The sequence below is a fragment of the Streptomyces sp. NPDC086077 genome (assembly GCF_040686175.1).
Taxonomy (GTDB): domain Bacteria; phylum Actinomycetota; class Actinomycetes; order Streptomycetales; family Streptomycetaceae; genus Streptomyces.
Genome location: NZ_JBFBJT010000071.1, coordinates 19,368 through 37,915 on the forward strand (window position 1 = coordinate 19,368; position 18,548 = coordinate 37,915).

The 18,548-nt window shown below is 71.2% G+C and carries 17 protein-coding genes and 5 pseudogenes; 14 read left to right on the forward strand and 8 right to left on the reverse strand.

The features are described from left to right. Positions 1-64 precede the first annotated feature (64 nt). The 5 genes and pseudogenes from AB0O67_RS21080 (at position 65) to AB0O67_RS21100 (ending at position 3,968) form a co-directional block, all read left to right on the forward strand. Positions 65-1,000: a cellulose-binding protein gene (locus AB0O67_RS21080; protein ID WP_365452187.1), complete on the forward strand. Its 936-nt coding sequence runs from the start codon at positions 65-67 to the stop codon at positions 998-1,000. A gap of 138 nt (positions 1,001-1,138) precedes the next feature. Further along, positions 1,139-1,447 (forward strand): annotated as a pseudogene (locus tag AB0O67_RS21085) (AAA family ATPase); the annotation flags it as partial. Positions 1,448-1,508: 61 nt separating this feature from the next. Beyond that, positions 1,509-1,661: pseudogene (locus tag AB0O67_RS21090) on the forward strand (ABC transporter permease); the annotation flags it as partial. A 151-nt stretch (positions 1,662-1,812) separates the two neighbouring features. Further along, entirely contained in the window at positions 1,813-3,117 is a 1,305-nt protein-coding gene (locus AB0O67_RS21095) for an ATP-binding cassette domain-containing protein (RefSeq protein ID WP_365452189.1), read from the forward strand. After that, entirely contained in the window at positions 3,114-3,968 is an 855-nt protein-coding gene (locus AB0O67_RS21100) for an ABC transporter permease (RefSeq protein WP_365452191.1), read from the forward strand. The genes AB0O67_RS21095 and AB0O67_RS21100 overlap by 4 nt, the downstream gene beginning before the upstream one ends. A 59-nt stretch (positions 3,969-4,027) precedes the next feature. Here the strand turns inward: AB0O67_RS21100 and AB0O67_RS21105 are convergent, their stop codons facing one another. After that, positions 4,028-4,369: an ATP/GTP-binding protein gene (locus AB0O67_RS21105; protein ID WP_365452193.1), complete on the reverse strand. Its 342-nt coding sequence runs from the start codon at positions 4,367-4,369 to the stop codon at positions 4,028-4,030. A gap of 220 nt (positions 4,370-4,589) precedes the next feature. On the opposite strand from AB0O67_RS21105, the gene AB0O67_RS21110 reads away from it, so the two are divergent. Next, positions 4,590-5,618, forward strand: a complete 1,029-nt coding sequence (locus tag AB0O67_RS21110) for an LLM class flavin-dependent oxidoreductase (RefSeq protein ID WP_365452195.1) — start codon at positions 4,590-4,592, stop codon at positions 5,616-5,618. Between the two features lie 84 nt (positions 5,619-5,702). Here the strand turns inward: AB0O67_RS21110 and AB0O67_RS21115 are convergent, their stop codons facing one another. After that, complete coding sequence (locus AB0O67_RS21115; RefSeq protein ID WP_365452197.1) at positions 5,703-6,095, reverse strand: SCO5389 family protein; 393 nt, start codon at positions 6,093-6,095, stop codon at positions 5,703-5,705. Between the two features lie 291 nt (positions 6,096-6,386). Here AB0O67_RS21115 and nucS point away from each other — a divergent pair, with 291 nt between their 5' ends. After that, entirely contained in the window at positions 6,387-7,058 is a 672-nt protein-coding gene (gene nucS / locus AB0O67_RS21120) for an endonuclease NucS (RefSeq protein WP_365452199.1), read from the forward strand. A gap of 68 nt (positions 7,059-7,126) precedes the next feature. Here the strand turns inward: nucS and AB0O67_RS21125 are convergent, their stop codons facing one another. The 4 genes from AB0O67_RS21125 to AB0O67_RS21140 form a co-directional block, all read right to left on the reverse strand. Continuing rightward, positions 7,127-9,676 carry an ATP-binding protein gene (locus AB0O67_RS21125; RefSeq protein WP_365452201.1) on the reverse strand — a complete coding sequence of 850 codons (2,550 nt, stop codon included), beginning with the start codon at positions 9,674-9,676 and terminating at the stop codon, positions 7,127-7,129. A 262-nt stretch (positions 9,677-9,938) separates the two neighbouring features. Beyond that, positions 9,939-10,262, reverse strand: a complete 324-nt coding sequence (locus AB0O67_RS21130; RefSeq protein ID WP_365452203.1) for an STAS domain-containing protein — start codon at positions 10,260-10,262, stop codon at positions 9,939-9,941. A gap of 144 nt (positions 10,263-10,406) precedes the next feature. Further along, on the reverse strand, positions 10,407-11,255 hold the full coding sequence (locus tag AB0O67_RS21135) for a 3-hydroxyacyl-CoA dehydrogenase family protein (RefSeq protein ID WP_365452205.1): 849 nt from the start codon (positions 11,253-11,255) through the stop codon (positions 10,407-10,409). A gap of 134 nt (positions 11,256-11,389) precedes the next feature. Further along, positions 11,390-12,031 carry a TetR/AcrR family transcriptional regulator gene (locus AB0O67_RS21140; RefSeq protein WP_365452207.1) on the reverse strand — a complete coding sequence of 214 codons (642 nt, stop codon included), beginning with the start codon at positions 12,029-12,031 and terminating at the stop codon, positions 11,390-11,392. Between the two features lie 90 nt (positions 12,032-12,121). Between AB0O67_RS21140 and AB0O67_RS21145 the strand changes: the two are divergent. The 4 genes and pseudogenes from AB0O67_RS21145 (at position 12,122) to AB0O67_RS21160 (ending at position 13,436) form a co-directional block, all read left to right on the forward strand. Further along, positions 12,122-12,598: pseudogene (locus AB0O67_RS21145) on the forward strand (hypothetical protein). 10 nt (positions 12,599-12,608) lie between these two features. Next, positions 12,609-12,721: pseudogene (locus AB0O67_RS21150) on the forward strand (ABC transporter permease); the annotation flags it as partial. Next, positions 12,715-12,845, forward strand: a pseudogene (locus AB0O67_RS21155) (ABC transporter permease); the annotation flags it as partial. The pseudogenes AB0O67_RS21150 and AB0O67_RS21155, both read left to right, overlap by 7 nt. An 18-nt stretch (positions 12,846-12,863) precedes the next feature. After that, positions 12,864-13,436, forward strand: coding sequence for a cob(I)yrinic acid a,c-diamide adenosyltransferase (locus tag AB0O67_RS21160; RefSeq protein ID WP_365452209.1), 573 nt, complete (start codon positions 12,864-12,866; stop codon positions 13,434-13,436). Here AB0O67_RS21160 and AB0O67_RS21165 read toward each other — a convergent pair. Beyond that, the gene (locus tag AB0O67_RS21165; protein WP_365452211.1) at positions 13,353-13,979 is read right to left on the reverse strand and encodes a hypothetical protein; all 627 of its coding nucleotides are present in this window, start codon (positions 13,977-13,979) and stop codon (positions 13,353-13,355) included. The genes AB0O67_RS21160 and AB0O67_RS21165 overlap by 84 nt on opposite strands. Positions 13,980-14,131: 152 nt before the next feature. On the opposite strand from AB0O67_RS21165, the gene AB0O67_RS21170 reads away from it, so the two are divergent. The 3 genes from AB0O67_RS21170 to AB0O67_RS21180 all read left to right on the forward strand — a co-directional run bounded on the left by AB0O67_RS21170 (position 14,132) and on the right by AB0O67_RS21180 (position 17,991). Further along, positions 14,132-15,322, forward strand: a complete 1,191-nt coding sequence (locus AB0O67_RS21170; RefSeq protein ID WP_365452213.1) for a histidine kinase — start codon at positions 14,132-14,134, stop codon at positions 15,320-15,322. Positions 15,323-15,407: 85 nt separating this feature from the next. Continuing rightward, complete coding sequence (locus AB0O67_RS21175; protein ID WP_365452215.1) at positions 15,408-16,058, forward strand: response regulator transcription factor; 651 nt, start codon at positions 15,408-15,410, stop codon at positions 16,056-16,058. 112 nt (positions 16,059-16,170) lie between these two features. After that, positions 16,171-17,991, forward strand: coding sequence for a glycoside hydrolase family 18 chitinase (locus AB0O67_RS21180; protein WP_365452217.1), 1,821 nt, complete (start codon positions 16,171-16,173; stop codon positions 17,989-17,991). 16 nt (positions 17,992-18,007) lie between these two features. Here the strand turns inward: AB0O67_RS21180 and AB0O67_RS21185 are convergent, their stop codons facing one another. Then, complete coding sequence (locus tag AB0O67_RS21185; protein WP_365452219.1) at positions 18,008-18,454, reverse strand: DUF2550 domain-containing protein; 447 nt, start codon at positions 18,452-18,454, stop codon at positions 18,008-18,010. Between the last annotated feature and the right edge of the window lie 94 nt (positions 18,455-18,548).

An 18,548-nucleotide genomic window follows, 5' to 3' on the forward strand; every position in this document is an offset into this window, starting at 1 on the left:
ACACACCGCTTCGGCCCCTAGGATTCCACCTATCACCTCACCGGTCTCATTCGACAGGAACCCCATGAGCGACACTTCCCCCTACGGCTTCGAGCTTGTGCGGCGTGGGTACGACCGCGCTCAGGTGGACGAACGCATCTCGAAGCTCGTCTCCGACCGTGACAGCGCTCTGGCCCGTATCACCGCTCTCGAGAAGCGCATCGAGGAGCTCCACCTCGAGACGCAGAACGCCCAGGCTCTGGTCACCGACGCCGAGCCGTCCTACGCCGGTCTCGGCGCACGTGTCGAGAAGATCCTCCGCCTCGCCGAGGAAGAGGCCAAGGACCTGCGCGAGGAGGCCCGGCGCGCGGCCGAGCAGCACCGCGAACTCGCCGAGTCGGCCGCCCAGCAGGTGCGCAACGACGCGGAGTCCTTCGCGGCCGAGCGCAAGGCCAAGGCCGAGGACGAGGGCGTCCGGATCGTCGAGAAGGCCAAGAGCGACGCCTCCCAGCTGCGCTCCGAGGCGCAGAAGGACGCGCAGTCCAAGCGCGAGGAGGCGGACGCGCTCTTCGAGGAGACCCGCGCCAAGGCCGCGCAGGCCGCCGCCGACTTCGAGACGAACCTCGCCAAGCGCCGCGAGCAGTCCGAGCGCGACCTGGCATCCCGTCAGGCCAAGGCCGAGAAGCGCCTGGCCGAGATCGAGCACCGCGCCGAGCAGCTGCGCCTGGAGGCCGAGAAGTTGCGCACCGACGCCGAGCGCCGGGCCCGCCAGACGGTGGAGACCGCCCAGCGCCAGGCCGAGGACATCGTGGCCGACGCCAACGCCAAGGCTGACCGTATCCGTTCGGAATCCGAGCGCGAGCTGGCCGCCCTCACCAACCGTCGCGACTCGATCAACGCCCAGCTGACGAACGTGCGCGAGATGCTCGCCACGCTCACCGGTGCCGCGGTGGCCGCGGCCGGTTCACCGGCCGATGAGGAGCCGATCTCCCGCGGGGTGCCCGCGCAGCAGTCCCGGTAACCAGCCGGCGTACAGCTGCTGAACACCTGCGGAGCCCTCTGCCACCCAGGTGGCAGAGGGCTTTGTGCCGTTTCAGCGTGGCCGCGTGATCGAGCCGGCGGACCTGACCAAGCGGTACGGCGAGAAAGTGGCGTGGCCAACGGCATTCCCGCCCGGCGGGTGCACGAGGTCCTCGACACCGTCGGCCTCACCGCGGTCGCGAGGAAGAAGGCCAAGGGCTTCTCCCTGAGTATGGGTCAGCGGCTCGGCATCGCGGGCGCGCTGCTCGGCGATCCGCGGATCCTGATGTTCGAAGAGCCGGTCAACGGGCTCGACCCCGAGGGCATCCACTGGATCCGCACGCTGATGAAGACGCTGGCCGCCCAGGGCCGTACGGTCTTCGTCTCGTCCCACCTGATGAGCGAGACGGCGCTGACGGCCGATCACCTCGTCGTCATCGGCCAGGGCCTGCTGCGGCATGATCCGCACCTCGCTGGCCGCCGTGCCGCAGCGCGCCACCTTCCTGTTCAGCAAGAAGGAGCTCGGCCGGTACCTGCCCGACCAGGCCGGCAGCAAGATCATGCAGGTGGTGACCCCGGTGGGGGACGACAGCACCTACGGCCCCTGGGGCGGGCCGGGCATCATGGCGCTGTGGGTGGTGGCGGCGCTGACCGGGGGTTAGGTGCTGCTGAAGCGGCGGGACGCGTAGCGCCCCCAAGGGTTGGCCCTGTTTTTTACCTGCTCTTGGAGGGAACCGTCAGCGCCTCGGTATCCTCCTAACCCTTACGGGGGCGTGTGCCCCGCTGTCCTGAACCATTCGATGGGTGCGGAGCATGATCGAGGCAGACGGCCTGACCAAGCGGTACGGCGACAAGACCGCGGTGTACAACCTCTCCTTCCAGGTGCGGCCCGGGGCCGTCACCGGCTTCCTCGGGCCGAACGGCTCCGGCAAGTCGACGACGATGCGGATGATCCTCGGGCTGGACAATCCGACGGCGGGCAGGGTGACCATCGGCGGCTTCCCCTACCGCAAGCTGCCGAACGCGCCCCGGCAGGTCGGTGCCCTGCTGGACGCCAAGGCGGTGCACGGCGGCCGCTCGGCCCGCAACCACCTGCTGTCCCTGGCCCAGCTGTCCGGCATCCCGGCCCGGCGCGTCGACGAGGTGCTCGGCGTGGTGGGCCTGCAGGACGTCGCCCGGCGGCGCTCCAAGGGCTTCTCCCTCGGAATGGGCCAGCGGCTCGGCATCGCCGCCGCGCTGCTCGGCGACCCGCAGGTGCTGCTCTTCGACGAGCCGGTCAACGGCCTCGACCCGGAGGGCATCCTCTGGGTGCGGAACCTGATGAAGGCGCTCGCGGCGGAGGGCCGCACCGTCTTCGTCTCCTCGCACCTGATGAGCGAGATGGCGCTGACCGCCGACCACCTGATCGTCATCGGGCGCGGCCAGCTGCTCGCCGACATGAGCGTGCGGGACTTCATCGCGGCCAACTCCGCGGGCTTCGCGCGGGTACGAACGCCCGACACCGAGCCGCAGCTGCGCGAGAAGCTGGCCTCGGCGCTGGCCGAGGCGGGCGCCCACGTGCTGCCCGAGCAGGACGGCGCGCTGCGGGTGACCGGGCTGCCGCTGCCGCGCATCAGCGACATCGCGCACGACACGGACGTACGGCTGTGGGAGCTGTCGCCGCACCAGGCCTCGCTGGAGGAGGCGTACATGCGGATGACCCAGGCCGTCGTCGACTACCGCTCGACCGTCGACCAGAAGGCGGGCCTTCAGCAGCAGCTGCCGCCGGGCGCGCAGCCGCCGATGCCGGTGCCGGTGCCGGGACAGGGCCAGCCGGGCTGGTACGCCCCGCCGCCGCCCCAGCAGGGCGGGCAGCCGTTCGCGATGCCGCAGGGCCAGCCCGGGGCGGTGCCTCCGGGGCCGTACGGCGCTCCCTCCGGGCCGGGAGCGCCCGCGCCGGGCCACCCGAACCCGTACGCGCAGCAGGCTCCGCAGGCGGCCGCACAGCCGGTCCCGCAGCCGCCCGCCGCCCAGCCCGCGCCCCAGGCGCAGCCTCCGGCCGCTCCGCCCGCCGCCCAGCCCCCCGCCTCCTCCCCCGCCGCCCCCTCCCACGAGACCACGCCCGAGGACGCCCGATGAGCACGCCCCAGCCCCCCATGCCGCAGGCCGCGCCCGGCGCGCCGTACGCCGGTTACACCTCGCCGATCCCCGTCGTCCGCACGCATCTCGGGCACGCGCTCGCCTCGGAGTGGACGAAGATCAAGTCGGTGCGTTCCACGATGTGGACGCTGGGCGTGTTCATCCTGCTGGTCGTCGGCATCGGCCTGTCCGCCGGAGCGCTGGTCGCGGCGAACACCTCCTCGGAGTCGGAGCTCGGCGGTGAGTCCGCCCTGTCCCTCGGCTTCTTCGGGCTGCTGCTCGGCAGCATGTGCATCATCACGCTGGGCGTGCTCACCACGGCCTCCGAGTACGGCACCGGGATGATCCGGACGACGATGACCGCCTGCCCGCCGCGCGGCCGGGTGCTCACGGCGAAGGCGATCGTGTTCTTCTCGCTCGCGTTCGTGGTGACCCTCGTCGCCTCCGGCTTCGTCGCCTTCGTCCAGGTCGGCATGGTGAGCGCGGCCCGGGAGCCCTCGGGCGCGGAGTGGCTGAAGGGAACGGTCGGCGTCTCGCTCTACATCGCGCTGCTCGGGCTGCTCTCGCTCGTCGTCGGCTCGATCGTCCGGCACTCGGCGGGCGCCATCACGATCATGATCGCGGCGGTGCTGGCCCCGCTGGTCATCGCGATGTTCATGTTCGCGTCCTCGCTGGAGGACGTGCGCCAGGCCCTGTTCGAGTACTCGATCCCGAACCAGCTGAGCATCTTCTACGCCAACTCGCTGTCCGAGTCCGGCCCGTCCGGCTGGGACCCCCTGTGGATCATGCTCGGCGTGACGGCCGCCGCGTTCGCCGGCGCCTACGCCCTGCTGGAGAAGCGGGACGTGTAGAAGGGCGTGCCGTACGCCACACGGAACAGGACGACACCTGGAACACAGGACCGAGTCCGCTAGAACTTCGGCGCGTTACGGGACCGCCGCACCCGCGTGGTGCGGCGGTCCCGCGCGTTCCAGCACGCCTTGTGCCAGTGCCGGCGGTCGTCGACGCCCGCGTGCTCCGGCCAGGCCACCACGTGCGGCACGGCGGACGGAATCAGCTGGTCGCAGCCCGGGCAGCGGTACGTCTTGCCCTCGGAACTGGCCCCGGCCACATGGCGCACGCTCCAGCACTCGCCCTGCCAGTCCTCAGAGGTCTGCCAGCCTCCGTAGCGGCCCCGGCCGTCGTCCTCGGCGCTCCGGCCGGACGAGCCGGCGGCCTTGGGACCGTTCGGACGGTTGCGACGCGGGGACACAGGACACCTCACGGAGCTATACAGGAACCGGGTCCTGTCCAGCCTACGCGGCCCGGAGACGGGTACGCGGAAAGCGGCGAACCTGACAAGTCCCCCACTGCGACCGTCCATTCTGCTGACAATCCGGAAATCTCTTCGCCAGGCCGTGTCCTCGGCACGTGTCAGACGGTTATGCCGGGTGGGGGAGCTCCGTGTCGGAGCCAAGGAAGCAGGAAGAACGATGCGCGTAGGAACATTCGTGTTGGCGGCCCAGTTCCCGGGTCAGGGCCAGGGGGAGGCGCTGCACCGCGCGGTCCGCTCCGCGGAGATCACCGAAGAGGCGGGACTCGACTCGGTCTGGCTGGCCGAGCACCACTTCGTGCCCTACGGCACCTGCCCGTCGGCGATCACGCTGGCCGCCCTGGTGCTGGGCCGCACGAACCATATCCGCGTCGGTACGGCGGTCAGTGTGCTGCCAACCACACACCCGGTCGCCCTCGGGGAACAGGCCGCGCTGCTGCACGTGACGAGCGGCGGCCGCCTCACGCTGGGCGTCGGGCGCGGGGGCCCGTGGGTGGACCTGGAGGTCTTCGGCGCCGGTCTGGAGGCGTACGAGAAGGAGTATCCGGAATCACTCGATCTGCTCATGCGGTGGCTGCGCGATCCGGCGGTGGAGGGGCCCGGCGGGCGCTTCGCCTTCCGTGAAGTCCCGGTCGTACCACGGCCGTCGGAGTGCCTGACGGAGACCGACGGCCCGGAGGTGCTCGTCGCGTGCACCTCCCCGGCGAGTGTGCGGATGGCCGCGGAGCGCGGGCTGCCGATGCTGCTCGGCATGCACGTCGGCGACGAGGAAAAGGCCGAGATGGTCGCCCTGTGGCGGCAGCACGCGCGCGCGGTGGGACGTCCGGCGGACGAGATCCGCGCCGCCGCCCATGTGTCGGCCGGCGTCTGCCAGATCGCGGACCGGCGCACCGACGCCGCGGAGACACTGCTGAAGGCGATGCCGGGATGGCTCAAACAGGGTCTCGACGCCCATGTCACGGTGGACGGCAGGGAGCGCCGGATGCGTGATCCGCTGGCGTACACCGAACTCCTCTGCGGCCTGCACCCGGTGGGCACCCCCCGGCTGTGCGCCGACCGGCTGGCGGCGACCAGCGAGCGCACGGGCGTCTCACGCTTCGCCCTGCTCGTGGAGGGCTCCGGGGACCTGGCGGCCACGGAGGAGAACGTACGGCGGCTGGGCGCCGAGGTGCTGCCTCAGCTGACGTGAACGCCCCCGCAGCGCGGGAGGCCTGCCGCTCCGGTACAGATCGCACCTCCCGCGTACGGAGCGGCAAGCAAGCCGTTCACCGCCTCAGCAGTCCCGGAGCTCCGGGGACTGGTTCAGCAGCTGGCCACGGATCGACGTGAAGCGGGCCAGCCTCTCGTCCGCCGAGGGGTCCAGCGGGAACACCGCCACCCGGTGGCAGTTCTGGAAGGCCAGCCGCACACCGAAGTGCCGCTGGAGCGCACCGCGGATGGCGTCACTCGCGAGCGCACGCAGCAGCTGACCGCGTGCCTGCTCGTCCGGCGGGGGCGTCTGGTTGTCGGCGAACTCTCCGCCGTCCACCTTCAGCTGGACCGCCAGGGAGCTGATCATCTCCCATGCGTAGGGCAGGGAGGTCCGGACGCAGTCGACGAATTCAGCTTCGTCGACCTCGCCTCGCTCGGCCTGTTCGAGTAGGGCCGGTGAGACGTCGAGCGACATGGGTTCTCCTCTCGCACCCCCAACCAGCAGGGGTTGCCGGACAGATGAGGGAGCACGCGAAAGCGAACACGCTGTGTACACACATCGCGACCTCCCGTTTAATACGGTAGGCAACGGACGGTGACCGCACCAGAAGAATGCACACACAGGCAGATCCCAGTGGGCACACAATCGGCCACTACCGAACACGGGTCATCCGGGACAACAAGGGTGGCCCGGAGGGCCTCCTCCGAGTGCGGGGGCAGGTGGGCGAATCGCGTCCACCGCAGGCGTCGAGTAGCGTTGCCGACCATGCGTCTCGTCATTGCCCGGTGCTCCGTCGACTACGCGGGCCGGCTCACCGCTCACCTTCCCACCGCCCCCCGTCTGATCCTGGTGAAGGCGGACGGCAGCGTCTCGATCCACGCGGACGACCGGGCCTACAAGCCCCTGAACTGGATGTCGCCGCCCTGCACGCTGAAGGAGGGCACCGGTGAGGAGGCCGGCGTCTGGACCGTCGTCAACAAGGCGGGCGAGAAGCTGATCATCACGATGGAGGAGGTCCTGCACGACTCCTCGCACGAACTGGGCGTCGATCCCGGCCTGATCAAGGACGGCGTGGAAGCGCACCTGCAGGAACTCCTCGCCGACCGCATCGAGACCCTCGGCGACGGCTACACGCTGATCCGCCGCGAGTACATGACGGCCATCGGCCCGGTCGACATCTTGTGCCGGGACGCCGAGGGCCGAACGGTCGCGGTCGAGATCAAGCGGCGCGGCGAGATCGACGGTGTGGAGCAGCTCACGCGCTATCTGGAGCTGCTGAACCGCGATCCCCATCTGGCGCCGGTGCGGGGCATCTTCGCCGCCCAGGAGATCAAGCCGCAGGCGCGCGTCCTGGCGACGGACCGCGGGATCGGGTGCCAGGTGCTGGACTACGACGCCATGCGGGGCATCGAGGACGACAAGCTGCGGCTGTTCTGAGGGACTTCCGGTACGCCGGTGAGGGCCGGGTCCGACGGTTCGGACCCGGCCCTTGTGTGTCGGCGACCTCAGATCACCTGTTCCGAGCTGCTGGGCGTGCCCGCGGCGCTCGACTCCGGGGCCCCGGCCGTGGTGCTCTCGATGGGAGAGCTGGCGCTGTTCGAGGTGGAGGGGGACGACGTCGGCGGTTCCGACGTTTCCGTCGGCGGTGGAGAGCTCTCGGTGGGCGGTTCGGAGGTCTCCGTCGGGGGCTTGGACGTCTCGGTCGGGGGCTTGGTGGACGACGGCGGCTTCGGCGACATCGACGGCGACCCCGGCGTACCACCCCCACCGGGGTTGTCCGTGCCGCTCGGCTCGTCGGACGGCTCCCCCGCTCCCGAGCCCGTGCCCGGATCCGGTGGCGTCGGATCGTCCGTCGTGCCGAACGTGCCGTCGGGACCCGGATCCGTCGGGCGGCTGGTCGCCGTGCCGGTGTCGCCGTCGCCGTCCTGGCCCGCCTCGTCGGCGCCCAGGCTGTCGTCGCCGGGGTCCTGGCTGGCGGACGGGTTGACGCCGACCTGCTCGGACGGGCTCTCGGCGTCGTTGTTGGAGGTGGCGCCGAGCGTCACGACCGTGCCGAGCACCGCCACGAGCAGCGCGCCCGCGCCGGCCGCGACGAGGTTGCGCCGGGCGAGGCCGCGCAGACCGCCGCCCCTGCCGCGTCCGGACGCCGCTCCGGGCGTGGAGCGGTGGGTGACGAGGGCCGGGGTGGTCTCGGGTCGTTGCAGCGACGGGAACTCCGCGAGCACCGCCGGGACTCCGCCGGGCGGCGACGCCGACTCCTCGTGGCGGGCGTCGGGCACCTCGTCCCCGGCGGTGGCGCCGAGCGCGAGCGAAGCCACGGCGCCGGGGGCCGTGCCCTCCCGGTCGGTCACCAGGGCGAGGGCGCGGCGGCCGGCCACGGTGCCGCGCTTGTCGGCGAGGGCGCCGCGCAGCCCGATGGACGCCTCCAGCTCGGCGCGGGCCCGGTCGAGCCGTCCCTCGCAGAGCGCGAGAATGCCCAGCTCGTGGTGGAAGTAGGCCTGTTCGGTGACGTCCCCGGCGAGGCGCGCGGCCTCGACGCCGGAGCGCAGTGCCCGTTCCCAGGCGCTCCAGTGCAAGCCCGCGGCGAAGGCGGGCGCGGCCGTGCGGGCCAGCCGCACGGTGGGGCTCTCCTCGTCCTCGGCCACAGGCGTGGTCGCCGGGACGAGGGCCGCGAGAGCGGTCAGGAGGGCGTCCGCCTCGGCGCACACCCGCTCCGGGGTGACCGAGGGATGCCCGGCCCACCAGGCGTAGTGCCGGGCGGCCGTCAGGGCGCCGCCCTCGGGGTCGTCGGCGTACCCGGCGGCCTCCAGCTGGGTCTGCACTCCGGCGGCGAGCCGGTAGCGGGCGCCGACCGGGGAGACCAGCGCGCAGCCGAGCAACTCGCCCAGCGCGGCGTCCGCGTGGGTGTCGCCGACCAGGGCCGGCAGATGGGCCTGGTGGGGCACCTCACCGCCGAGCGCCACGGCGATCCGCAGGGCGGCTCGGGCGGAGGCGCTGAGCCGGGAGGCGAGCAGCGCGGCGGGCGCGGCGCCCTCGGCGAGCGAGGGCAGCGGGATGTCCTCACCGACGGGCGGGCCGGGGACGGCGTCGAAGGGCTCGTCGACGGGGATGTCCTGGAAGACGCCGAACTCGTCGAGCGCTTCGGCGCCGGCGCGCAGCCGGTCGCGCTGCCGCAGCAGGGCGCCGGCCTGGACGAACCGCAGCGGCAGGCCCTCGGACTCGAACCAGAGGTCGCCGGCCCAGTTCACCTCGTCCTCGGTGAGCGGCCGGCCGACGGCGTGTTCCAGCAGTTCCAGGCCGCCGGCGCGGTCGAGACCTTCGAGGACGACCTCCTCGACTGCCGCCTCGGCGGACGGCGCGGGCACGTCCGGGGTGGCGGCGATGAGGAAGGCGCACTCCGGGGTGGCGTCCAGCAGCTCGTCGAGCGCGGCGCCGCCCAGCTCGATGTCGTCGAGGACGACGACCGCGCCGATCTCCCCGACACAGGCGAGAAGTTCGTCCTGTTCCGGCCGGTGCAGGGGCGCGCTGTGGACGGCGTAGAAGAGGTCGTGCAGCAGCTCGCCCGCGGTGCGGTGGAAGCCGGTGAGGCGGACGACACCGTCGGGGGCGAGGTCCGCGCAGTCCTCGGCGACGGTGTCGAGGAGGGTGGTGCGGCCGGAGCCGCCGGGGCCGGTGAGGCGCACGGAGCGGCCGCGGGCGAGCAGCCGTACCAGCCGCTCGCGTTCGTCCTGTCGGCCGAGGAGCGGCAGAGTGGGCCGGCTCGGGCCGGGCGGGACCGGTGGGGCCGCGGCGCGGGCCACTTCGGTGCGCTGGGCCGGGTTCAGCTTCTCGGGCCTGCCGGGGCGTTCGCCGGGCGGGCAGAGTTCTATCTCGCTGCCGTCGACGGGGTTGACGGTGAGCAGGAAGTCGCCGGAGACCAGCTGCACCGTGCGGACGAGCGCGGGCGCGTGCTGGCCGAAGTCGGATGTGAGGGAGTCCCGGGGAGGGCGCTGGCGCGGCGCGTTGCCGTCACCGTCCTGGCCGTACTCCTCGGGTTCCCGGTTGTTCGGGTCCATAGGTTCAAGCCCCCCAAAAGCATCGGGTGCGTCGAGCCCCTCCCGGCCTTGCCGCACACCGCGCTGTCGCTTCTGGTCCGGGCCCGCACGAGGGTGGATCAGACGCGGGCGACCGAACCCTAAACCTTCGGTCAGTGTCTACGACAGGGCGGGGTGCCACCGGGTCCGAGACGTCACAGTCTCGTGAGGATTGCGCGCGTCGGGCGATTCGCCGTGAGCTGCCCGGTCTCCTCCGGCCCTGGTGAGACTCCTGGTCGGGGGGTCACACGCGGGGCAGGGACTCCACCCCGATGCCGCCCTCGATCGCCAGGATCCGGTGCAGCCTGGTGGCCACCAGCAGGCGCTGCATCTGCGGCGGTACACCGCGCAGCACGAGCCGCCGGCCACAGCGGCCGGCCCGCCGGTGGGCACCCATGATGACCCCGAGTCCGGTGGCGTCCCACGAGTCCAGTTCGGACAGGTCGAGGACGAGGTCGCCGTCGCCGTCGTCGACGGCCGAGTGCAGGACCGTACGGGCGTCCGCCGCGGTGCGGACGTCGAGGCGGCCCCCGACGACCACCTCGGCGTGGTCGCCCCTGATGTGCATATGCGCTCCCGTGAGTGCGGTGACGTACTCCAAGACGGTGGCTGTGCAACGTCTGACTGCTTCTGGGGCGGCGCGGTTGCTGCTTGTAAGCGAACCGATACCGAATTCACCCCGAGGTGTGATGTCTCAGGGGTGTGCACCGTTTCAGTGCTTGTAGAAGCCCTGCCCGCTCTTGCGTCCGATGTCACCGGCGTCAACCATCCGGCGCATCAGCTCCGGTGGGGCGAACTTCTCGTCCTGGCTCTCGGTGTAGATGTTGCTCGTGGCGTGCAACAGGATGTCGACACCGGTGAGGTCGGCCGTGGCCAGTGGGCCCATGGCGTGACCGAAGCCCAGCTTGCAGGCGAGGTCGATGTCCTCGGCCGACGCGACGCCCGACTCGTACAGCTTGGCGGCCTCGACGACGAGCGCCGAGATGAGCCGGGTGGTGACGAAGCCGGCCACGTCGCGGTTGACGACGATGCAGGTCTTGCCGACCGACTCGGCGAACTCCCGCGCGGTGGCGAGCGTCTCGTCGCTGGTCTTGTAGCCGCGGACCAGTTCGCACAGCTGCATCATCGGGACCGGCGAGAAGAAGTGCGTGCCGACGACCCGCTCCGGGTGCTCCGTGGCGGCCGCGATCTTGGTGATCGGGATGGCGGAGGTGTTGGAGGCGAGCACGGCGTCCGGGCGCACGATCTTGTCGAGGGCGCGGAAGATCTCGTGCTTGACGTCCAGCTTCTCGAAGACGGCCTCGACGACGATGTCGGCGTCGGCGGCGGCGTCCATGTCGGTGGTCGCGGTGATCCGGGCGAGGGCGGCGTCGGCGTCGCGCGCCTCCAGCTTGCCCTTGCTGACGAACCTGTCGTACGAGGCCTTGATGCCGTCGGTGCCACGCTTGAGTGCCTCGTCGGTGACGTCACGCAGGACCACGTCCCAGCCCGCCTGGGCGGAGACCTGGGCGATGCCGGAACCCATGAGACCGGCGCCGATGACGGCGAGCTTCCGTGCCACTGACGACTCCCCTTGTGATGCTTACCCGCTGTTTACGTATGCCTCTCCGGCGGACCCTAGCGCTCGTGAGGGTCCGTGTGACCGGTAAGTAACGCGCGTCACGTCTCACATGACGGACATCACACCGGCCCGGCTCATAGGGCGCCTCGTACGGCGTAGTTGAGCACCTTCTCCCCCAACAGCTCCTCGATGTCGTCGAGGAGCACCAGCATCTCGCGCGACACGTCGGCCGGGGCGCGGCCAGCGAGCATCTCCCGGCCGATGGCGACGAAGACGGTTCCGTAAATCCAGGCGATCTGACCGGCGATCAGCCCGGGCAGCGGGTCGTCGCCGGCGGCGCCGGTCTCCTCGCGCAGGGTGGTCTCCAGGTGGTCGAGGATCTCCTGCTGCAGGCTCCACAGCCGGGAGCGCAGCGGGGGCGCGTCATGAATGACGCGCATGAAACGGTCGTAACCGTCCATCAGCCCCACCCGGGGTGATACCGCCTCCACTTCGGCGCGCATCTCACGCAGCACGGCCCGGGCGGCGGACTCCCCCGGGTCCCGGGCACGCACCCAGCGCGAGAGTTGCCCGGTGACTCCGGCGGAGCGGTCGAGGAAGAGGTCCTCCTTGGCCGGGAAGTAGTTGTAGACGGTGTTGACCGAGACGTCGGCGGCCTCGGCCACGTCCGCGATGGTGACCGCCATGAACCCGCGCTCCAGGAACAGTCCGGTGGCGATGTCCGAGATGCGCTGCCTGGTCTCGCGCTTCTTCCGTTCCCTCAGCCCCTCTGCCATGCGCTCATCGTAGGTCGGCCCACAGGTATTGGGGGTCTTACAAACTTTGAAGTCATCGCAAAATTGCAGGGACTCTTTTTTCCTGAAGTCATGCCCATCATCAGTGCGGCCGGACTGGCCCGGACCTTCCAGACCAAGCACGGCCCGGTGCAGGCCGTGCGCGGTGTCGACCTGACCGTGCGGCCGGGGGAGATCGTGGTTCCCCTCGGTCCGAACGGCGCGGGCAAGACGACGACGCCTGACAAAAGCTCAGGCGGTGGTGCGCGCCGGGGAGTTGGCACACGAACTGGGCCTCGCCGAGTTGCCGCTCGGACCTGTGGGATCTCGTACGCCGCCTGCGTGAGAAGCACGGCACGACCGTCGTGCTCACCACCCACTCCCTCGACGAGGCCGACGCCCTCTCCGACCGCCTGGTTCGTCGACCGGGGCGTGGTCGTCGCCGAGGGCACGCCGGGTGCGCTCAAGCTGCGCTCTGGCGGCTCACTCGACGCGACCCTCCAGGACACCTTCCTCGCCATCACCGGCCGCGGCCCCGCCGAGGCCGACGCCGCCCCCGTCGCCGTATAAAAGCCGCCCCATGCTGATGCACGACACCGCCCTCGTCTACGGCCGCCATCTGCGCCAGTCCCTGCGCTCCCGTTTCGCGCTGCTCTTTGCGTGCTGATGCCGCTGCTGCATCTCCTCTGGTGGACGCGGTGCGCGCCGCGTACGTCGGCGACTACGCGGGGCCGCCCATGTTCCACGGCCTCCTGGTGGCCGTCGGCCTCGCCGCGCTTCGGTGACGGTGGGCACACGCGTGTTCCGAACCGCCGGGCGTAACTACGCTGGTCCCATGGTCAATCTGACGCGCATCTACACCCGTACCGGCGACCGGGGCACCACCGCCCTCGGTGACATGAGCCGGGTCGCCAAGACCGATCTGCGGATCTCGGCCTACGCCGACGCCAACGAGGCCAACGCGGTGATCGGCGCGGCGATCGCGCTGGGCAGCCTGGACGCGGAGATCGTCAAGGTCCTCACCCGCGTCCAGAACGACCTGTTCGACGTGGGCGCGGACCTGTGCACGCCGGTCGTGGAGAACTCCGAGTTCCCGCCCCTGCGGGTCGAGCAGTCGTACATCGACAAGCTGGAGGCCGACTGCGACCACTTCCTCGAAGGCCTGGAGAAGCTCCGCTCCTTCATCCTGCCGGGCGGCACGCCGGGCGCCGCCCTGCTGCACCAGGCCTGCACCGTCGTACGGCGGGCCGAGCGCTCCACCTGGGCGGCGCTGGAGGCCCACGGCGAGACGATGAACGCTCTCACCGCGACCTACCTCAACCGGCTATCGGACCTGCTTTTCATTCTCGCCCGGTCGGCCAACAAGGACGTCGGAGACGTGCTGTGGGTCCCGGGCGGGGAGCGCTGACCCCGTCACAGGGGGCGCCTTCTTCGGCCAGACGGCGTACGACAGGGCGATCAGGCCGTGGATGCCCGCCGTGCGCCAGGCGGTGAAGATCCAGCTCTCCAGGGAACCGGAGCGGCTCGGGTCGTCCACGTAGCGGATGGCGATCAGCAGGAGCACGCTGGCCACCGAGGCGGCGACGACCGTGCCGAGCCAGATCCGGCCCTCGTGCCGGGCCCGTGCCATGCCGTGGCGCGGCGGCTTCGCGGGCGGCGCGGCGCCGCCGAGGCGGTGCGCGGCGTGGCCGTCGAGCCACTTCACCGTGCGGTGGCCGTGACCGACGGTGTAGCCGATGTAGAGGGCCGCCAGGCCGTGCGTCCAGCTCGGGTCGGCCCCGTTCCTGAGGTCGATCGCGGTGGCGACCAGCAGCACGACCTCCAGCAGCGGTTCGAGCAACAGCAGGCCCAGCCCCGTACGGCGCATCCGCAGCGCGTAGCGGAAGAACAGTCCCGCGGCCAGCAGCACCCAGAAGCCGACCTCGCAGACGATGATCAGCGTGACGATCACGGCTCACTCCTCTCGGTCACCCTTCAAGGCTCCCGTCGGGATCAGCCGGTTTCGTCGTCACCGGTGACGAACCGCCACTGCATCCTTCGATGTACCCGCGGACCGTTCCGCAGGATCAGGCGCGGCCCGCGTTCGCCGTGTTGGATGGTGCCATGGCCGTACGACTCCCCCGCCCGCACCGCTTCGACCTGTACGTCGGGCTGGCCGGCCTGCTCGGCGGGCTGCTGCTGTGGGGCATCGGCCTGGGGCTGCGCCCGGCCGACGAGGCGATGGTGCTGCTGCCCGGCGCCTGGCCGCTGCTGGTGCCGCTGGTGGTGACGGCGGGCTGCGAGGTGCTGCGCCGGGCCGCCCCGCGCACCGCCCTGCTGACCGCCACCGCCGCGTTGATCATGGACACCGTCACGCAGGGCAGCCTGGTCACCGTCCTCATGTACACCGACGTGATGTACGCGGCCGTCCTGTACGGCACTCCCGCCTCGGCCCGCCGCATCCCCCGCATCACCGGCCTGCTCACCGTGGCCGGGACGATCGTGCCGTTCGCGATGTGGCGGGTGCCGGAGGCGTTGCTGATCGGTGTCGCGACGGGCATCGTCGCCTTCGCGCCCGCCTCCACCGGCCTGATCGTGCGCAACCACCGCGAGGCCGCCGACGCCGCCCGGCTGCGCGCCGAGCAGACCGCGCTGCTCGCCGAGATGGACCGCACACAGGCCGTCACGGCGGAACGCGCCCGGATGGCCCGGGAGTTGCACGACATGGTCGCCAACCACCTCTCCGCGATCGCCATCCACTCCACGGCCGCGCTCTCGCTCGACGACCCGGACACCACCACAACGGCCCTTGGGGTCATCCGCGAGAACAGCGTCGAGGGGTTGGCTGAGATGCGCCGCCTGATCGGGATCCTGCGCGACGACAGCGGCGACACCGGACCGGCCGCCGCCCCCACCCTCGACGGTTTGGGCGCCCTGCTCGGCACCGCCCAGGCCAACGGCCTCGACGTCGCCCTCGACGCCGCGTACGGCGAGGGGCTGCCCGCGCCGGTGGAACTCGCGGCGTACCGGATCGTGCAGGAGTCCCTCACCAACGCCCTCAAGCACGCCGGCCCCGGCCGGGTCTCGGTCGCGCTGCGGCGGCGGGACGGCTCGCTGGACATCACCGTGACCAGTCCGTACGGCGACCGCGACAGGCCCCGGGCACCCGGCTCCGGCGCCGGCCTGGTCGGGATGCGGGAGCGGGCCGCCCTGCTGCACGGCACCTTCCAGGCGGGTCCCGAGGACTCCCCCGAGGGCAAGATCTGGGCGGTACGGGCGACACTGCCGGTCGGCGAGGACGAGGAGGCGGCATGAGGCCGCCGTACGGCCGCCGCGCCCGCGTCCCGGAGCCGTCGCGGTGGCGAAGCCACCGTGGAACAGCCGTCGAAGGAGTGACCCCGTGATCCGCGTGCTCGTCGCCGAGGACCAGTCCGCCGTGCGCGCCGGGCTGGTGCTCATCCTGGGCAGCGCGCCCGACATCGAGGTGGCCGGCGAGGCCCACGACGGCGAGCAGGCGGTGGCGCTGGCCCGCGAACTGCGGCCCGACCTGGTGCTGATGGACATTCAGATGCCGCGGCTGGACGGGGTCTCCGCGACCCGGCAGGTGGTGGCGGAAGGGCTGGCCGACGTGCTCGTCCTGACCACCTTCGACCTCGACGAGTATGTGTTCGGCGCGCTGCGCGCGGGCGCCTCCGGCTTCCTGCTGAAGAACACGGACGCGGGCGATCTGCTGGAGGCGGTGCGCACGGTGGCGCGCGGCGAGGGCCTGATCGCTCCGGCGGTCACCCGGCGGCTCATCGCCGAGTTCGCCGCCAAGCCGGTGCGGGAGCCCAGGGCCGACCCCTCGGTGCTCGACAGCCTCACCCGCCGCGAACGCGAGGTGCTGTCCTGTCTGGGCGAGGGGATGTCCAACGCCGACATCGCGGTCCGGCTCGACATGGCGGAGGCGACGGTGAAGACGCACGTCAGCCGGCTGCTGGGCAAGCTGGAACTGCGCAGCCGGGTTCAAGCGGCGGTGCTGGCACAGGAGTTGGGGATCCAGCGCACTTAAGGGCGCAGTGGTCCAGACCTATTGACCTATGGTCCAGACCTTTCTATCCTCGCGGGCACTGAGGGTCTGATGGCTCAGTCATGCCCCCGACAACCCCATAAGGAGGCGCAGCATGCGCTTCAGACACAGAGCCGCGGCAGGGTTCGCGACCCTGCTGCTCCCGTTCGCCGGCCTGGTGGGTCTCGCCGCCCCCGCCCAGGCAGCCACCGAAGCCACCGCCACCTACGCCAAGACCCAGGACTGGGGCTCCGGCTTCGAGGGCAAGTGGACCGTCAAGAACACCGGTACCACCACCATCAACTCCTGGACCGTGGAGTGGGACTTCCCCTCCGGTACGTCGGTCACCTCCGGCTGGGACGCCGACTTCACCTCGTCGGGCACCCACTGGACCGCCAAGAACAAGTCCTGGAACGGCACCCTCGCCCCCGGCGCCTCCGTCTCCTTCGGCTTCAACGGCTCCGGCTCCGGCGCTCCCGCCAACTGCAAGCTCAACGGCGGCAGCTGTGACGGCGGCTCGGTCCCCGGCGACAACCCGCCCTCCGCGCCGGGCACCCCCTCGGCCTCCGACATCACCAACACCTCGGTGAAACTGTCCTGGAGCGCCGCCACCGACGACAAGGGCATCAAGAACTACGACGTGCTGCGCGGCGGCGCCAAGGTCGCGACCGTCACCGGCACGACCTGGACGGACACCGGCCTGACCGCCGGCACCGACTACTCGTACACCGTCCAGGCCCGGGACACCGCCGACCAGACCGGCCCGGTCTCCGGCGCCCGCGCGGTCCGCACCACCGGCGGCGGCACCGACCCGCAGCCCGGCACGAAGATCAACCTCGGTTACTTCACCGAGTGGGGCGTCTACGGCCGCAACTACCACGTCAAGAACCTGGTGACCTCCGGCTCCGCCTCGAAGATCACCCACATCAACTACGCGTTCGGCAACGTCAAGAACGGTCAATGCACCGTGGACGACACCTACGCCGCGTACGACAAGGCCTACACCGCCGACCAGTCCGTCAGCGGCACCGCCGACGCCTGGGACCAGCCGCTGCGCGGCAACTTCAACCAGCTGCGCCAGCTGAAGGCCAAGTACCCGCACATCAAGGTGCTGTACTCCTTCGGCGGCTGGACCTACTCCGGCGGCTTCGGCCAGGCCGCGCAGAACGCCGCCGCGTTCGCCAAGTCCTGCAAGTCCGTCGTGGAGGACCCGCGCTGGGCCGACGTCTTCGACGGCATCGACATCGACTGGGAGTACCCGAACGCCTGCGGCCTGACCTGCGACACCTCCGGTCCGGCGGCGTTCAGGACCTTGATGTCCGCGCTGCGCACCGAGTTCGGCCCCAACTACCTGGTCACCGCGGCCATCACCGCCGACGGCTCCAACGGCGGCAAGATCGACGCGGCCGACTACGGCGGCGCCGCGCAGTACCTCGACTGGTACAACGTGATGACGTACGACTACTTCGGCGCCTTCGACGCGGACGGCCCGACCGCCCCGCACTCCCCGCTCACCTCGTACCCCGGCATCCCGGCGGCCGGCTTCAACTCCGCCGACGCGATCGCCAAGCTGAAGTCGAAGGGCGTCCCGTCCGCCAAGCTGCTGCTCGGCATCGGCTTCTACGGCCGCGGCTGGACCGGCGTCACCCAGTCGGCCCCCGGCGGCTCGGCGACCGGTGCCGCCCCCGGCACCTACGAGCCCGGCATCGAGGACTACAAGGTCCTCAAGAACTCCTGCCCGGCCAACGGCACCGTCGCCGGCACGGCCTACGCGCACTGCGGCAGCAACTGGTGGTCGTACGACACCCCGTCGACGATCGCCGGGAAGATGGCCTGGGCCAAGAGCCAGGGCCTGGGCGGCGCGTTCTCCTGGGAGTTCAGCGGCGACACCAGCAACGGCGAGCTGGTCACCGCCATCAGCAACGGGCTGAAGTAGCCCTGCCATGTGAGACCTAGGCGACGTTGACGCGCTGACCGGGCGGGGCTGCCTCCAGCCACGCGAGGAAACCGGTCAGCGCGTCTTCGCTCATGGCGAGTTCGAGTCGCGTGCCCCGGTGCAGACAGGCGAGGATCACCGAGTCGGAGAGCAGCGCCAGCTCCTCCTCGCCCTCGGGAAGGCGGCGGCCGGCCACCTCGATCGCGGAGCGCTCCAGGACACGGCGGGGGCGGGGGGCGTAGGAGAAGACGCGGTACCACTCCACGCGGTCGCCGTTGTAGCGGGCCACACCGTAGGCCCAGCCTTTGCCCCCGGTGTCGGGTTTCTCGGGGACGTCCCAGCGCAGGCTGCAGTCGAAGGTGCCGCCGGAACGCTGGATGAGCCTGCGGCGCAGGCCGAAGACGAACAGCCCCAGCACCACCAGGGCGACGACAATTCCGCACACAGTCAGAGCGAGGACCATCGACACCGACCTCCTCGTCTCCTAGGTAACGGAACGTAAAAAGCACCCATATCTGCCTCAGCCGCGGTCGGCGCCGGATTGCTCCGGTGCCGAC

What these genes read in the sequence shown, in the direction of transcription:
- AB0O67_RS21080 (WP_365452187.1), top strand. Translation starts at nt 65, where the DNA reads ATGAGCGACACTTCCCCCTACGGCTTCGAGCTTGTGCGGCGTGGGTAC.
- AB0O67_RS21095 (WP_365452189.1), top strand. Translation starts at nt 1,813, where the DNA reads ATGATCGAGGCAGACGGCCTGACCAAGCGGTACGGCGACAAGACCGCG.
- AB0O67_RS21100 (WP_365452191.1), top strand. Translation starts at nt 3,114, where the DNA reads ATGAGCACGCCCCAGCCCCCCATGCCGCAGGCCGCGCCCGGCGCGCCG.
- AB0O67_RS21110 (WP_365452195.1), top strand. Translation starts at nt 4,590, where the DNA reads ATGCGCGTAGGAACATTCGTGTTGGCGGCCCAGTTCCCGGGTCAGGGC.
- AB0O67_RS21115 (WP_365452197.1), bottom strand. Translation starts at nt 6,095, where the DNA reads ATGTCGCTCGACGTCTCACCGGCCCTACTCGAACAGGCCGAGCGAGGC.
- nucS (WP_365452199.1), top strand. Translation starts at nt 6,387, where the DNA reads ATGCGTCTCGTCATTGCCCGGTGCTCCGTCGACTACGCGGGCCGGCTC.
- AB0O67_RS21125 (WP_365452201.1), bottom strand. Translation starts at nt 9,676, where the DNA reads ATGGACCCGAACAACCGGGAACCCGAGGAGTACGGCCAGGACGGTGAC.
- AB0O67_RS21130 (WP_365452203.1), bottom strand. Translation starts at nt 10,262, where the DNA reads ATGCACATCAGGGGCGACCACGCCGAGGTGGTCGTCGGGGGCCGCCTC.
- AB0O67_RS21140 (WP_365452207.1), bottom strand. Translation starts at nt 12,031, where the DNA reads ATGGCAGAGGGGCTGAGGGAACGGAAGAAGCGCGAGACCAGGCAGCGC.
- AB0O67_RS21160 (WP_365452209.1), top strand. Translation starts at nt 12,864, where the DNA reads ATGGTCAATCTGACGCGCATCTACACCCGTACCGGCGACCGGGGCACC.
- AB0O67_RS21170 (WP_365452213.1), top strand. Translation starts at nt 14,132, where the DNA reads ATGGCCGTACGACTCCCCCGCCCGCACCGCTTCGACCTGTACGTCGGG.
- AB0O67_RS21180 (WP_365452217.1), top strand. Translation starts at nt 16,171, where the DNA reads ATGCGCTTCAGACACAGAGCCGCGGCAGGGTTCGCGACCCTGCTGCTC.
- AB0O67_RS21185 (WP_365452219.1), bottom strand. Translation starts at nt 18,454, where the DNA reads ATGGTCCTCGCTCTGACTGTGTGCGGAATTGTCGTCGCCCTGGTGGTG.